This window comes from Georgenia sp. H159 (assembly GCF_035607575.1).
In the GTDB taxonomy this organism is placed as follows: Bacteria; Actinomycetota; Actinomycetes; order Actinomycetales; family Actinomycetaceae; genus Oceanitalea.
On sequence record NZ_JAYDZY010000006.1, the window covers coordinates 197,122 to 211,798 of the forward strand.

Sequence of the window (14,677 nt, forward strand, 5' to 3'; positions counted from 1 at the left end):
TCCACGGGCGACCAGCAGCCGTGGGGGTCGTCGCGGCCGGTCCGAACCGTGATCCAGGAGGCTGCCCATGAGCGTCGACGAGCGCCAGAACCCCACCGCTGACCCGGTGGTCGACGCCTCCGCGGAGGCGACGATCCCCGCGCAGGTCAAGCTGGTCATCGGCGTCCTGCTCGTCGCCGCGTTCGTCATGATCCTCAACGAGACGGTCATGAGCGTGGCGATCCCGCGCCTCATGGAGCAGTTCTCGGTGACCGCGGCGACGGCGCAGTGGCTGACGACCGCGTTCATGCTCACGATGGCGGTGGTCATCCCCACCACGGGTCTCATCCTCACCCGGTTCTCCACCCGGTCGGTGTTCATCGCGGCGATGGGCACGTTCACCGCCGGCACCGCACTGGCGGCGCTGGCACCGGTGTTCCCGGTGCTCATCGCGGCGCGGGTGGTTCAGGCGAGCGGGACCGCGGTCATGCTGCCGCTGCTCTTCACCACGGTGATGACCTTCGTGCCCGTGGCGCGCCGCGGGCGCACGATGGGGCTGATCTCGATCGTCATCGCGGTGGCGCCGGCGACCGGCCCGACGTTCTCCGGGTTCATCCTCGCGAACTTCGGCTGGCGCTGGATCTATCTCGCCGTGCTGCCGATCGCCGCGCTCGCCCTGATCGTCGGCGGGTCGCTGGTCAAGAACATCACCACGCCCCGCACAGTTCCGTTCGACGCGCTGTCGATCCTGCTGTCCGCGACCGCGTTCGGCGGACTGATCTACGGGCTCAGCAGCATCGGCGAGTCCACCGAGGGCCGCGCGGCGGTGCCGCCCGTCGTCCCGCTCGTCGTGGGTGCGGCCGCGCTCACCGTCTTCGTGTGGCGGCAGGTCGGGCTGCAGCGGACCGACGCTGCCCTGCTGGACCTGCGTCCGTTCCGCTCGCGGACCTTCTCCGTGGGCGTCGGCATGATGCTCATCTCGATGGGCGCGCTGTTCGGCACGCTCATCCTGCTGCCGATCTTCCTGCAGAACGTCATGGGGCTGACGACGCTCGAGACCGGTCTCGTGCTGCTCCCGGGCGGCCTGACGATGGGTCTCATCGCCCCGTTCGTCGGCCGACTGTTCGACAGGGTCGGGCCGCGGCCCCTCGTGGTGCCGGGCTCGATCGTCGTCGCCACCGCGCTGGGGTCGATGACGCTGCTGAGTGCGCAGAGCCCGATGTCGCACGTCGTCGCGGTCCACGTGCTGCTGAGCCTCGGCCTGGGCCTGCTCATGACGCCGCTCATGACGTCGGCGCTCGGGTCCGTCGAGCCGCGGCTGTACTCCCACGGCAGCGCGATCATGAACACTCTCCAGCAGCTCGCCGGCGGCGCCGGGACGGCCCTGTTCATCACCGTGATGTCCACCCGGACCGCGGCCGGGGTCCGGGACGGGCTGGACCCGGTGTCCGCCCAGGCCGCAGGGGTGCACGACGCGTTCCTGTGGGGCACCGGCCTGGCGGTCGTCGCCGTCGCGTTCTCGTTCCTCGTGAGGAGGCCGGAAGCCGCCGCGAGCTGACCCTGCGTCGCCGTGCCGCCGCGCTGGCGGCACGGCGACTTCGCTGCTACCTCCTACACAGGCCTAGCTCTTCGAACGGCGACGTCGCTGCTACCTCCTCCACGGGCCTTGCTCTTCGAACGGCGACGTCGCTGCTACCTCCTCCACAGCCCTTGTCACTCGTACGTGTGTTCGATAGCATGGGTGTCATCAGGAGGTGACGGCAATGCCCCTCAACGGGACCGGTGGCGGGACGTGGAGCGGGCCTGAGCCCGCCACCCGCACTGTTCTGTCGGTCACCGAGGCACGGATTGCTGGTCTGGTCCGCCAGGGAACCGTGGGCCTCGTCAACGACGACTCGCCGTGGCTCTCGCGGTCCACGATGGTTAATGGTGGCGACGCTACTCCAGAACCTATGCTCGACTGGTGGGCGTTCGGGCTTCCCAAGTACCAGCCGGAACCGGCGAACTGGCCTGAGCTCAAGCTCGCCGAGCTCCTCCCCGAGCGTGGCGCCCTGGGCGACTACCTCGAGGACCTGCCCCCCGGTGAGCGGCTGGCCACGCTGCTCGACACCCTCGACCCGGCCGACGTCGACGACTTCTCCCTCGTCGAGGTCGTCGCCGCGTTCAAGCGGATGGAGGCGTGGTCGGCGGCCAAGGCCGCCCGCGCCGCCGCGACCCTCGCCGAGCGCTCCTCCGTCAACCCCACCTGGCCGACGATCGTCGCCGGCCGGGCCACGGGCGAGTGCGTGGTCGGTCCGGAACTGGCCATGCGTCTGCGGGTCAGCAAGCAGGCAGCGGTCAAGCTGGTTGCCTGCGGCCACGCCTTCGGGACCGCCTTCGAACCGACGGGTCAGGCGCTCGAGGAAGGTCTCATCGACTTCCCGCGGGCCCAGGCGATCGTCACGACGTTGCACGACCTGCCCGCCGAGGTTGCGGTGACGGCCCAGCTGGAGGTGCTCGACAAGGCCCCGGGACGCACTCTGCGTCAGGTGCAGCAGGACCTCGCCAGGGCCGTCATCGCGGTCGACCCCGACTCCGCCGACGCTCGTCACCTCGCTGCGCGCAAGAAGCGGTGCGTCAACCGACCACAGCCGATGGAGGACGGGATGGCGCGGATGTCCGCAGTCCTCCCCGCGGCCGACGCCATCGCGCTGGACACCGCGCTGGAGGCGGCGGCACGGTCCGCGAAGAACAGCGGTGACCGGCGCACGCTCGACCAGCTGCGCGCCGACAGCCTCGCCCTCATGGGCCACACTGCGCTCTCGCTCGGCCACATCGGCCCCTACCCGGCGCCCTCGTGCACCTGCGACTGCAGGGAGAGGTGCGACTGTCGGTCGTCATCGGCGGGTGGGACCGCACCGGTCGACGGAACCGCACCGGCTGCCGAAGCACCACCGCCGGCGAGTGGAGCGGCACCCGGCGACAGCACAGCACCGGCTGCCGGAGCACCACCGCCGGCAGGGACAGCACTGACGAGCGGCTCGGCGTCCCCGGTACAGTCCGCGCCCCGGCTCGCGGACGGGCCGCCCCATCCGGGGCACCGGCTGCCGGGGGGAGGTCTGCCCATGGTGCGCCTCGGGATGCTGGGCGGTGGGCGGTCCGACATCCGCATCACCGTCCCGATCTCCGTGCTGCTCCCGGGCCCCCGGGACCCGGGCGTCACGGCAGTGGACCGTGTCCCCGAACCGGTCGCCGAGCTCGAGGGCTACGGCCCCGTCCCACCTGTGGTGGCGCGGGCACTGAGCGCGGGAGGGGTGTGGCGGCGACTCGTCACCGACGCCACGGGCACCCAGGTGCTCGACGTCGGGCGCACGCGCTACCAGCCACCGACCGCGATCGCCGACCACGTTCGAGAACGCGACGGCACGTGCATCGTGCCCAGCTGCTCGGTACCCGCTCGGAACTGCGACCTCGACCACATCCACGAGTGGCAGGACGGTGGGGTCACGTCCGCGGACAACCTCGGACCGGCCTGCACGGGAGACCACGCGATCAAGTCGATCGGGGCGTTCACCGTCGCCTACGCCTCCGACCGCACCTACGCCTGGACCACCCCTACCGGCCACGGCTACCTGCGGCGGCCCGACGGCACCATCATCACCCTCCCGCGCCGGACCGCCGAAGGGCTGCGGACGAAGGGCAAGGAGGCGGTCCGCTCCGGTCGGCCGGTCGACGCCAGCCTCGTCGACGCCGTCCTCGCCGAGGTCTCCGCGGGGACCGATGTCGGCGGTCGCTGGGCGCCACGAGGAGAGGCGACCGGTCAGCCGTGGCCGGGACTCGAGCACGCTCCTGCCTGGTCCGGAGGGGACGAACCGCCGTTCTGACCCGGTGTCAGCTCACGCGGTCCGGGTAGAAGGCCCAGTGCCAGGTCTCCCGTGGCGTGTCCTCGACGAAGCCGAACCGCTCACCGTTGGCTCGCATCCACGTCAGTGCCTCACCGTCGAGCTTGAGGTCGACGGCCATTCCCCAGCCGTGCCGGCTGGTACCGGGCACGGCCGCCAGACCACCCTCCGGGTAGAGGCCCAACCGGTCGACGAGCTCGACCTGCCGGTCGTAGGTGCGGTAGGAGTCGTTGATCCCGATGTCCACGCCCTGCGCCTTCGCGGTGGCGAGCAGCTCCTGGAACTTGGCGGCTGCCGGCGCCCACAGCTTGTGCCCGGTGCCGTCGATCGGGGCCAGGGCGTGCGGCGGGACCTTGCCGTTGCCGTACTGGGCCAGGTCCGCCGGCACGCCGTCGGCGTTGAGGACGGCGGGTGGAGCGACGGGGCGAGCACCGGTCGCGGGGGCGAACTCCGCGGTCGCCTGGGTGAGGACGCGGTCGAAGGCACCGGCGGTCGCGACCGAGGGACGCGGCGGCGACAGAGCCGTCAGCTGTGCCTGGATCCCCGCAATGCGTTGCGCGATCCCACCGATTCCGTCCATCGTCACCTCTCTTCCCTGGTCCCATCGGCCGGTGGCCGGACGCGATGAGGGGTTCGCCTCGCCGAGCCCAGCCGCGCGGGCCCCGGCTTTACGACGCCCGGGATCCAGGACGACGATGCCCGTCACCGCCCGCCACACCGCGGCCAGGGCAGCGCCGGCGCGGTCCTCCTCAGGAGGGCGACTCAGGTCAGTCGTCAGGCGGGCTACCCACGCTCCAGCCGTAGCTGTCCGCGTCCCACTGCGGCAGTGCGGTCCCCGGCAGGGAACGGCGCAGCCAGGAGCCGGCCTCGTCCAAAGCCTGCTCCCAGGAGATCGCGGTCTGCCGGTACAGCCGCCCGGCCCGGTGTTCCACGAGCTCGTAGCGCAGTCCTCGCCGCTGCACCTCGGCACCGACCCGCGCCAGGAGGTCCTGGTCAGCGACCGACATGGACGAGGCCAGCGCGTGAGCGATGGTGACGAGGTCGTCCGGCTGCAACCCGGAGAGGCCGCTGAGCGCAGGCGGGGCGATGACCGGCCGCGGCGGCGGCTCCTCGAGGGTGGTGCGTTGCCAGTCGTAGCCGGGATCCTCCTGGTGTGTGCGTAGCAGCACGAGCACGCGGTCCACCGGTGCCGCCCGTTCGTCCACGGGGAGCAGCCGCCGGGCCTTGGCGAGAGTGGGATGCGGCCCTCGGCCGATCCGGGACGCGACCTCGTCGATGTCGGTCACCCCGTCACGCGCAGCCGCGAGGATCTGCTCGTACTCGACGTCGGTCCACGGCTGCCCGGACCGCGGCGGTGGTGCGCTGTGCGGGCGGCGGCTGCGGGCCTCGACGTCGGCACCGCGCGGCTCCTCGTCGAGGGGTGTGATGGAACAGGTGCGCTGGGTCATGGTCGCCTCCGTTCGCGTCCGGGCCTTGATCGGGCCCGCTGCGAGCATGCGGCGCCGGCGGCGGGTGCCGTCGTCGTCATCCACCGGCGTGAGCGCGTGCCGAGCTCGACCGGAGCCGGTGGAGCAACGTCACGCGCACCCGGCGCATGCCTGGTCTACGCGGGCAGCCGCCGGGCGAGGAAGTCCACAGTCTGCGACCAGGCGTCGGCGCGGGCCGCGTGGTGCACGAAGGCCGGGTGCGGGTTGTCGAAGGCGTGGCCCGCACCCTCGTGCAGGTGGAACTCCACCTCCGGACCGGCGACGGCCGCGCGGATCTCCTCGACCGTCTCGGGCGGGATGTACGCGTCGGCGGTGCCGAAGTGGTGGAGGCTCGGCACACCGACCTTGTCCGCGAGCGGGAGCAGCTGGGGCAGGGCGGAGCCGTAGTAGGAGACGAGGACGTCGACGTCGGCGACGGCCGCGACGTTGAACGCCACTCCCCCGCCGAAGCAGAACCCGATGACGCCCGTCCCGCCGTTCACCTCCGGGCGTGCCCTGAGCGCGTCGAGGGCGGCGACGGAGTCGCCGACCGTCTGGTCCCACTCGAGCTGCGCCTGCAGCGCCATGCCCTGCTCGAGGACGTCGGCGCGTGACTCGTCCACGGTTCCGTCGGTGCGCCAGTAGAGCTCGGGAGCGAGCACAACGTAGCCGAGCCTCGCCAGGTCCTCCGCCCTGCTCCTGATGTACTCGCTGACGCCGAAGATCTCCTGGAGCAGGAGCAGTCCGGGGCCGGTACCTCCCGGTGGGAGCCAGAGGTGCGCCGGCATCGTGCCGTCGCCGAGACGGACGTCGGTCGTCGTCGCCACGGTCATACCGGCACTCCTTCGTGTCGCCACGCGCCTGGGCAGGCTGCGGGGCCACCCTACCCGGGGGGCCGGAGGAGCCGATGTTAGGCCGCCACCGCCACCGGCTGCGGTTGTGCAGTCACCGCGGCCGCGGCCCTGCGCTGCCGCACTTCGAGGACTGCCGAGCACCCGAGGAGGAGCAGGCCGACGAGAGCGAGGCCGGCGCCGACGAGGTTCGGGGCACGGAGCCCGGCGCCGGCAGCGATGACGGCGCCACCCAGCCAGGCACCGATCGTGTTGGCGATGTTGAACGCCGACTGGACACCGGCGGAGACCATCGTCGGCGCGCCGCCTGCCTGCTCGATGATGCGCATCTGGATCGCCGGCCCCGCCCCGAGGCTGCCGAAGCCGAGGACGAAGAGCAGCGCGACCGCGGCCGCTGCGTTGTCGAGGAACGCCGCCAGGGCGACGAGCGACACGACGACGAGTGCCAGCCCGCCGGCGAGCGTGCCGAGGGTGCTCCGGTCGGCGAGCCAGCCTCCGGTGTAGGAACCGGCCGTCATCCCGATGCCGACGACGATGAGCACCCACGGAACCGCCGACTCGGCGAACCCGGAGACGTCCGTGAGCATCGGCGCGACGTAGCTGTAGCTCGCGAACAGGCCCCCGAGCCCGAAGACGACGACGGCGAGCGTGAGCAGCACCTGGGGCCGGGCGAACGCGGAAAGCTCGGCACGCAGCGAGCCGGTGCCGGCGCCGTCGTCGCGGCGAGGAGCGAGGACCGCCACCGCCACCGCGGCAACGGCCCCCACGAGCGCAACCGCTGCGAACGTCCAGCGCCATCCCGCCTGCTGGGCGATGAAGGTCCCCGCCGGGACACCGACGACGTTGGCCAGGGTGAGACCGACGACGACGGTCGCCATCGCCCGCCCGCGCCGGTCGGGCGTGACGAGGGAGGCCGCGACGAGGACGCCCACCCCGAAGAACGCCCCGTGCGGAAGCCCAGTGAGGAACCGGGTGGCGAGCAGGGCCTCGTGGGTGGGAGCGAACGCGGACAGCAGGTTGCCGACGGTGAACAGGACGAGCAGCCCGACGAGCGTCCACCGCCGCGGCAGCCGCACACTCGCGGCCGTGAGTAGAGGAGCACCGACGACGACGCCCAGGGCGTAGCTCGAGACGTAGCCGCCCGCGGTGGGCACGTCCACGCCGAGGTCGCCGGCCACGTTGGGCAGCATCCCCATGATGACGAACTCGGTGGTGCCGATCCCGAACGTTCCGAGGGCGAGGGCCAGGATGGCGATGGGCACGGGTGAGTCCTCCGAACGGCGTGGGGAGAGCCGATCCGTCGGCGGCAGCCGGATGCTCGGGCGTGGGCCGCGTTCGTCCCGGACGGATGTGCTCCCTGTCAACTGTAGAAGTTCCTGCGGCAACGACCTACCGCTGCCCGCAGCAGCGCGGTGAGTGATCCGTCACGGCATGCCCCGGCCGGAGCGGAAGGAGCGGCTGAGGGTGCGGCACCGGACCGGCGTTTATAGCGTCGGAGGTACCGGCAGCCCGTCCCGGTGCTGCACCGATGACACTGGAGGTTCCGATGAAGACGGCCGAGATGCTCAGGACCACCCCCGCCGAGACCGGCATCGACCCCGGTCTCCTCGCCCGCACCATCGACACCCTGGTGGCGTGCTCGCAGGCCTGTACCGCCTGCGCCGACGCGTGTCTGAGCGAGGACATGGTCGCCGAGCTCCGCGCGTGCATCCGCACGAACCTGGACTGCGCCGACGTCTGCGACACCGCGGCGCGTGTCCTGTCGCGGCAGACCTCCTACAACGCCGACGTCACCCGGGCCGTGCTCCAGGCCTGCGTCGAGGTGTGCCGGGCCTGCGGGACCGAGTGCGCCTCCCACGCCGACCACCACGAGCACTGCCGGGTCTGCGCCGAGGCCTGCCGTTCATGCGAGGAGGTCTGCAGCCAGCTGCTCGCCGCCATCGGCTGACCCGCGCCGCGGCTGGTCCGGCGGTGAGGGGACGCCTCGGCTGCCACCGGTTGCCTGGCAGACTGACCGGATGATCGACGAGCCGACGCTGGCGCAGGACGTCCCGGTCGACCTGGACAACTGTGCCAGGGAGCCCATCCACATCCCCGGCTCCATCCAGCCGCGGGGAATCCTGCTCGTCCTCGAGGGCGACGTCGTCGTCCAGGGCTCCGCCTCCACCGTCGACCACCTGGGGCTTCCCGTCACGGACGTCCTCGGTGCGACCCTCGCCACGGCGATCGGCGAGGACGCGGCCCGTGCCATTCACGCCCACATCGCCGCGCCCGGCGAGGTGCGGGACCGCAACCCCGTGCTCGTCCACCTGCCCGACGGGCGGCCGTGGGACGCCATCGTCCACCGCCCGCCAGGGCGTCCCGACGCCGTCGTCGTCGAGCTCGAGCCGGCGGAGGGGCCACGGCCACTGAGCCACACCAACACCTTCCAGCGGGTCCGGGGCAGCATCGGCGAGCTCAACCGCGCGCGCTCGCTCGAGCAGCTCTACGACGTCGCCGCACGCACGGTCCGGGAGCTCACCGGCTTCGACCGGGTCATGGTCTACCGCTTCGACGCCGACCACCACGGCGAGGTGGTCGCCGAGGCGAAGCGCGAGGACCTCAACGCGTTCCACGGTCTGCACTACCCGGCGACGGACATCCCCGCCCAGGCGCGTGCCCTGTACGAGAAGAACTGGATCCGGCTGATCTCCGACATCGGGTACACCCCGAGCCCGCTGGTCGCGACGCCGGGCCACGCCACTGCCCCGCTCGACCTCACCTACGCGACGCTCCGGTCGGTCTCGCCCATCCACATCGAGTACCTGCAGAACATGGGCGTGACGGCGTCGATGTCGATCTCCCTGCTCAAGGACGGCGCGCTGTGGGGCCTCATCGCATGCCACCACTACTCCGGCCCCCACACCCCGTCCTACGGCGTGCGTGCCGCTGCGGAGTTCCTCGGGTCGGTGCTCTCGCTGCGGCTCGTCGCCCAGGTCGAGGAGGACCGCATCACCGCGGCCCGCCGGGCAGCACGCGACCTCGCGGGGCTCGTGGCCGCCACCCGCGACGAGGACCTCCCGCTGACCGAGGCGCTCGTCCGGCACCCCGCGCTCCTCGAGATCGCGGAGGCCGACGGCGTCATCGTGCGCGCGCAGGGCCGCACCGCCTGCGCCGGGCAGACGCCGCCGAACCTCGACGCCATCCTCAGCTGGGCCGCCGGCACCGGCCGCGAGGTCGCGGCCACCGACTCCCTCAGCCGTGACACCCCGCACGTGCCGCCCGACGTCGCGGGCGCCCTCGCGATCAACATCGCGGACGGGGACGCCATCGTGTGGCTCCGGCGGGAGGTCGCCCGGACCGTCGACTGGGGCGGTGACCCGCACAACAAGGCGATCGCCCGCCGCGAAGGCGACTCCGTGCGGCTCTCCCCTCGCAAGTCCTTCGAGCGTTGGCGCGAGACCGTCCGCGGCGCGAGCCTGCCGTGGACCGAGGAGCAGCTCGAGACGGCCGCCGTCCTGCGCCGGCACACCGTCGAGGCGCTGTACCTGCGCGGACTCGCCGACACCAAGGCGGCGGAGATCCTCCACCGCTCGTCACTTCCCACGGTGCTGCCCCGGGTCGCCGGCTGGTCCATCGAGGCGCGCTACTCACCGGGCGACGGCGGACGCGTCGGCGGCGACTGGTACGACGCCCTGTGCCTCCCGGACGGTCGCCTCGCCGTGGCCGTCGGGGACGTCGCCGGCCATGGCATGTCAGCCGCGTCGACCATGGGTCAGCTGCGCAACGGGCTGCGCGCGCTCCTGCTGCGGGAGAACTCCCCCGCAGCGGCCGCCATCGGCCTCGACGTGCTCGCGAGGCGGACCATGTCCGGGGAGATGGCCACTCTCCTCATCGCCGTCGTCGACACGACGACGGGGGTGATGGAGTACGTGCGCGCCGGCCACCTGCCGCCGCTGGCGATCGGCGCCGCCGACGGCGCGGCCTGGCCCACGCCCTCGGGCACCCTGCCGATCGGCTACGTGCCTGAGCGGCCGCTCCCGGGGACGATGCACATCCCGCCCGGGGGTGGTGTCGTGCTCTTCACCGACGGGCTCATCGAGCGCCGTGACACCCCGCTGCCCGACGGCCTGGAGCTGCTCCGCACGGCCTTCAGCGGGCCCTTCGCCACGGACCTCGACACCGTCTTCGCGCGCGTGCGCGACCCGCGGTCGGACGACGACGCCACGGCGATCGTCCTGCGCCGCGAGTAGCGACTCCGCCCCACGGCCACGGTGCCGTGAGCGGCCGGGCACGTGCGTACCCGGCCCACCACGACACGACGACGGCGACCGTCCCTGCGTCGTCGTCCCGCCCGCACGGCACGCCGACGGCGCCTGGTCCTGCTCGTCGTCGTCCCGCCCGCACGACGACGGACCCGGCCGGTCCGCCGTCGTGCACCGCGGGCGCAGACTCAGGCGATGACGGTGGCCGGGCTCAGCGCGTCGGTGAGGAGTGCGACGAGCATCTCGACCTGGACGTCGGCGACGACCTCCTCGTCCGAGCCGTCGAGCGCCCGCGCGGCGAGTCCCGCCTTGCTCCCGATGAGCTCGGCGATCCGCGTGTCCAGCGTCTGGGCGGCGATGATCCGCCACGCCGTCACCGGCTCGGGCTGGCCGATGCGGTGGACGCGGTCGATGGCCTGGGTCTGCTCGGCGTCGGTCCACGACAGCTCGGCGAGGACGAGGTTCGAGGCGACCTGGAGGTTGAGCCCGACCCCGGCCGCGGTCAGCGAGCAGACCGCGATCGAGACGTCGGGGTCGTTCGTGAAGGCGTCGATGTTGCGCTGCCGAGCCGTGGACGTCTGGTCACCGCGGATGGAGGCGTGGCCGATCCCGCGCTGGGTGAACATCTCCTCAGCGGCGTCCATGACGTCGACGTGCTTGGCGAAGAAGACGACCTTGCCGACGTTCCGGGCCAGCTGGGCGGCGTAGTCGGCCGCGGCCCCGCCCTTGGCGCGTCCGATGCGGCGCATCATCGCAAAGACGTTGTCCTCGGACTTCGTCTCGGACTTGCGGGTCGCCTCCCAGGTCGCGACCTGGCGGACGAGCTCGTGGTCGATGCCCTCGACGACGTTCTCCCCGTACCTCGTCTCCAGGGCACGCTCGTAACGCGTGACGAGCCGGCGGGCGAGTGCCTGCTCGGCGTCGCGGATGGACCGCCCCGCGTCGCCGTCGAGCTCGACGAAGACGTCGGCGATGCGGCGTGCCGGGAGGTCGGCGGCGACGTCGATCTTGCGCCGCCGGACGATCCCCTGCTCGATGACGGCACTGCGCGCCGCGCTGTAGAAGCCGCGGTCGGCCGGGGTCAGCCCGGTGTCCTCCAGCGCCTGCATGAGGTCCCCGACGGGCTTCTCCTCGTCGATCCAGCCGAGGAACTCCCAGATCGCGACGAAGTCCTCGATGTCGTTGATGAGCGGGGTACCGGTGAGCGCCATGAGCAGCGGCTGACCGGGACGCGAGCGGAGCTGCTCGGACAGGTGCAGCACGTGCTGGGAGCGCTGGGACTTCTTGTTCTTGATGAAGTGGGCCTCGTCGACGACCATCCCGCGCACGTTGAGTCCGAGGCTGCCCAGCCACCCGATGTGCCGGTCGAGGATCTCGTAGTTGATGATGATGATGTCGGCGAAGGCGTCGACGTCCTGGCCGTCACCGTGGATGACGGTCGCTCGGTGGTTCGGGGTCCACAGCTCGGCCTCGCGGGCCCAGTTCGTCTTGACGACGTTCGGGACGACGACGAGCAGCGGGTAGGCGTGCGCGGCCTGGGCCGCCAGCAGCGCCTGCGCGGTCTTGCCCAGCCCCGGCTCGTCGGCGAGCAGGAAGCTGCGGTGCCCCTCGGCGGCCGCGGCCACCACCTGCGCCTGGTGCGGCATGAGCTCCAGGGCCTGGGTGACGCGCGGCGGCGGCGCCGCCGGCAGCGCCATGCACGCCGACTCACCGCCGTACTCGAAGGACCGCAGCAGCGGCTCGATGAGCTCCCACCCGGCCAGCCGGCGCGGCTTGGCCGCGGGCTTCTTCACCGCGGAGTAGTCCGGCTCGAGGAAGGGGTTGGCCATCTGGCGGGAGATCACCGACTGCGGGATCACCTGGCGCTGCTGGACCACCGGGGAGTCCGAGGCGGCCACCGGCTCCGGCTCCGGGTCCGCCGGGACGTCGATGCCGGCCTCGGCGAGCATCTCGCGGCGCAGCTCGCGGGCCTCGGGGCTGACGACGGCGTCCTCGGCGAGGAGCGTGAGCAGCTTGGAGTCCCGGGCGGCGGTCATCGCCAGGATCGTCGCGATCCCCTCGAGGCGCTTGAGCTCCTCCCCGCGGCGCGACTCACTGATCGTCGTGTCCGCCTTGAGCCTCGCGCGCTCCTCGCGCACGAGGAGCGCGATCGCCTGGAACTGGGTCCGGGTGGAGGGACGCGCGCTGCCGCGCTTCACCGCACCCTCGACCTCGCGGACGGCCTGGGCGAGCACCGGGATGATGCCGGTGTTGTCGCGGTGACGCGTGCGTCGCTGGTTGTTGCGCGGCGCGCCGCGACGTGCGCCTGCGTGGCGCTGGGCTCCTTGAGCCACCGATGTCTCCTTCGGGATGACGACGTTCGTCGCGATGAACGCCCGCACGACACATCTGGGCGACGGACGTCGGCCACGAGAATGCACCGTGATGCGAGCTGCTGCAGCGGACTCGGAGACCGGCGCGGCCCGGTCGACCACCGCGACACCGCCACCCTACCGCGGCACGCCCACCGCCGCGCTCAGGTTATCCGTGGGCGATGTCACGCGCGGTGGGCGACGTCCACCGCCCGCGCCCAGCGCAGCACCTCGTCGGGCAGCTCCGGCGACTCGATCTGCTCACCGGCGAGACGGGCGACGACCGCCGGAGCGGGCACCCGCTCCCCCGAGCCGCGGGTGAGGAACCGTCCGGCCACCACGCCGCGCGCGCACTGCTCGCCGCGCCGGGTGAAGACCTGCTCGAGATAGACGACGCGTTCGTCCCACCCGAGCACCCTGGTGGTGATGTGCACGCGGTCCCCGAGCCGCAGCGAGCGCCGGTAGGTCATCGTCGAGGCGGCGACCACCGGGTACCACGCCTTCTCCTTGAGCGGCGGGAAACCGCCGATGTCGGCGATGTAGTTGCTGCGCGCCACGTCCATCATCTGCAGGTACGTGCCGTTGTTGACGTGGAGGTACAGGTCGAGGTCGGTCGGCAGCACGCGGACCCTCGTGACGGAGGGGTCGAGCACGTGCCTCCCGGTCCTCTTCCGGGGCAGCGCCGTCGCCAGGAGCAGGTGGAGCTGTCGGGACACGTCTCGCACCGTACACCGGCGGACGTCAGTCGCTTCCCTCGTTCTCCTCACCCGCTGCGGGCGGCTGCCGATAGTCAGGCATGCGAGGAGCCCCGAGCGCGGATGGCCACGACCTCGCACGGATCGAAGGGTGTTCTCCCATGGCAGAGGTGCGCCGCACCGACCACCGGCTCTGCATCACCCTGGTGACGGCAGGCCTCGTCGTCCTCGGGGGCGTCGCCGTCGCGAGCAGCCCCGCTCCCGACGTCGTCGTCACCGGCATTGTCGACGGAGACACGATCGACGTCCGGGTCGCCGGCGACGACCAGCGCGTGCACCTGCTCAACGTCGACACGCCGGAACCCGGCGAGTGCGTCCACGACAAGGCCACCGCCTTCCTCGAGCTGCGCCTGCCACCCGGCAGCACGGTGACGCTGGAGTACGACGTGGAGGAGCACGACCGCTTCGGACGCGTCCTCGCGGGCGTCGTCGAGGACGGCACGCTCGTCAACGAGGAGATCGCGCGCAACGGCCTCGGCGTCGCGACGCTCGTCGAGCCCAACGGACGGTTCCACGACGACGTCCTCAACGCGCAACGGGCCGCTGAGGTGGAGCGACTGGGACTCTTCTCCGCCGACATCGCCTGCACCGTCCCCGCCCAGGTCCGTGAGTACCGCGGACTGGTCGAGCGGCTGGAGGACCGGGCCGGGCACGGCACGCTCGACGGGTGGGCCGCAACGGCGTCCGCCGCCGCGCGGGTGAGCTCCGTCCTCGCCGAGGTCCTGGCCGGTGACGACAGCGCCTTCCCGCTGCTCGCCCACGCCGGCCCCACGTCCACGCTGCAGCGGGAGGTCGAGTCCTACGACCTCCGCCTCGCCGATGTGGAGGTCGCCCTCACCGCCGAGCGGCGGGCCGCGGAGGAGCACGTCGCGAAATCCGAGTAGGAGGGCGCCGGACACGAGGAGCAGCAGCGCGCGGAGCAGCAGGGGCGCACCGGCGAGTAGGCACAGGCCCGTAGCCCGAGGAGGGCCGCTCCCGTCGGGCCGTCCGACGGGTGGACGCGGGCCAACACAGCGTCTCGTGGCCTGGACCCCTCGTCTCACCGTGCGCGGCGCTGTGGGAATATTGTCCCCATGTACCGGTTGCACCTGACCTCGCGGGGGCACATCCTCGTCGCGCGGGCGCACGCCATGGCCTGTCGGCCCTAGCC

Annotated in this window: 11 protein-coding genes; 5 read left to right on the forward strand and 6 right to left on the reverse strand. The window is 72.2% G+C overall.

The features are described from left to right. The first annotated feature begins 67 nt into the window (after positions 1-67). On the forward strand, positions 68-1,537 hold the full coding sequence (locus tag VR894_RS09090) for an MDR family MFS transporter (protein ID WP_324651064.1): 1,470 nt from the start codon (positions 68-70) through the stop codon (positions 1,535-1,537). Positions 1,538-1,931: 394 nt separating this feature from the next. Further along, positions 1,932-3,842: an HNH endonuclease signature motif containing protein gene (locus tag VR894_RS09095; RefSeq protein WP_324651065.1), complete on the forward strand. Its 1,911-nt coding sequence runs from the start codon at positions 1,932-1,934 to the stop codon at positions 3,840-3,842. Between the two features lie 7 nt (positions 3,843-3,849). Here the strand turns inward: VR894_RS09095 and VR894_RS09100 are convergent, their stop codons facing one another. The 4 genes from VR894_RS09100 to VR894_RS09115 all read right to left on the reverse strand — a co-directional run bounded on the left by VR894_RS09100 (position 3,850) and on the right by VR894_RS09115 (position 7,439). Next, positions 3,850-4,440 carry a M15 family metallopeptidase gene (locus VR894_RS09100; protein ID WP_324651066.1) on the reverse strand — a complete coding sequence of 197 codons (591 nt, stop codon included), beginning with the start codon at positions 4,438-4,440 and terminating at the stop codon, positions 3,850-3,852. A gap of 187 nt (positions 4,441-4,627) precedes the next feature. Then, on the reverse strand, positions 4,628-5,308 hold the full coding sequence (locus tag VR894_RS09105) for a hypothetical protein (protein ID WP_324651067.1): 681 nt from the start codon (positions 5,306-5,308) through the stop codon (positions 4,628-4,630). Between the two features lie 155 nt (positions 5,309-5,463). Continuing rightward, positions 5,464-6,159, reverse strand: a complete 696-nt coding sequence (locus tag VR894_RS09110; RefSeq protein ID WP_324651068.1) for a dienelactone hydrolase family protein — start codon at positions 6,157-6,159, stop codon at positions 5,464-5,466. Between the two features lie 77 nt (positions 6,160-6,236). Further along, entirely contained in the window at positions 6,237-7,439 is a 1,203-nt protein-coding gene (locus tag VR894_RS09115; protein WP_324651069.1) for an MFS transporter, read from the reverse strand. Between the two features lie 284 nt (positions 7,440-7,723). Between VR894_RS09115 and VR894_RS09120 the strand changes: the two genes are divergently transcribed. After that, entirely contained in the window at positions 7,724-8,125 is a 402-nt protein-coding gene (locus VR894_RS09120) for a four-helix bundle copper-binding protein (RefSeq protein WP_324651070.1), read from the forward strand. Between the two features lie 70 nt (positions 8,126-8,195). Then, complete coding sequence (locus VR894_RS09125; RefSeq protein WP_324651071.1) at positions 8,196-10,409, forward strand: SpoIIE family protein phosphatase; 2,214 nt, start codon at positions 8,196-8,198, stop codon at positions 10,407-10,409. Between the two features lie 200 nt (positions 10,410-10,609). On the opposite strand, the gene VR894_RS09130 is transcribed toward VR894_RS09125, so the two are convergent. Together VR894_RS09130 and VR894_RS09135 are read right to left on the reverse strand one after the other, a co-directional pair. Continuing rightward, the gene (locus VR894_RS09130; RefSeq protein WP_416380833.1) at positions 10,610-12,754 is read right to left on the reverse strand and encodes a DEAD/DEAH box helicase; all 2,145 of its coding nucleotides are present in this window, start codon (positions 12,752-12,754) and stop codon (positions 10,610-10,612) included. Positions 12,755-12,957: 203 nt separating this feature from the next. After that, complete coding sequence (locus tag VR894_RS09135; protein ID WP_324651072.1) at positions 12,958-13,488, reverse strand: acyl-CoA thioesterase; 531 nt, start codon at positions 13,486-13,488, stop codon at positions 12,958-12,960. 140 nt (positions 13,489-13,628) lie between these two features. Between VR894_RS09135 and VR894_RS09140 the strand changes: the two genes are divergently transcribed. Continuing rightward, the gene (locus VR894_RS09140) at positions 13,629-14,411 is read left to right on the forward strand and encodes a thermonuclease family protein (RefSeq protein WP_324651073.1); all 783 of its coding nucleotides are present in this window, start codon (positions 13,629-13,631) and stop codon (positions 14,409-14,411) included. Positions 14,412-14,677: the final 266 nt, after the last annotated feature.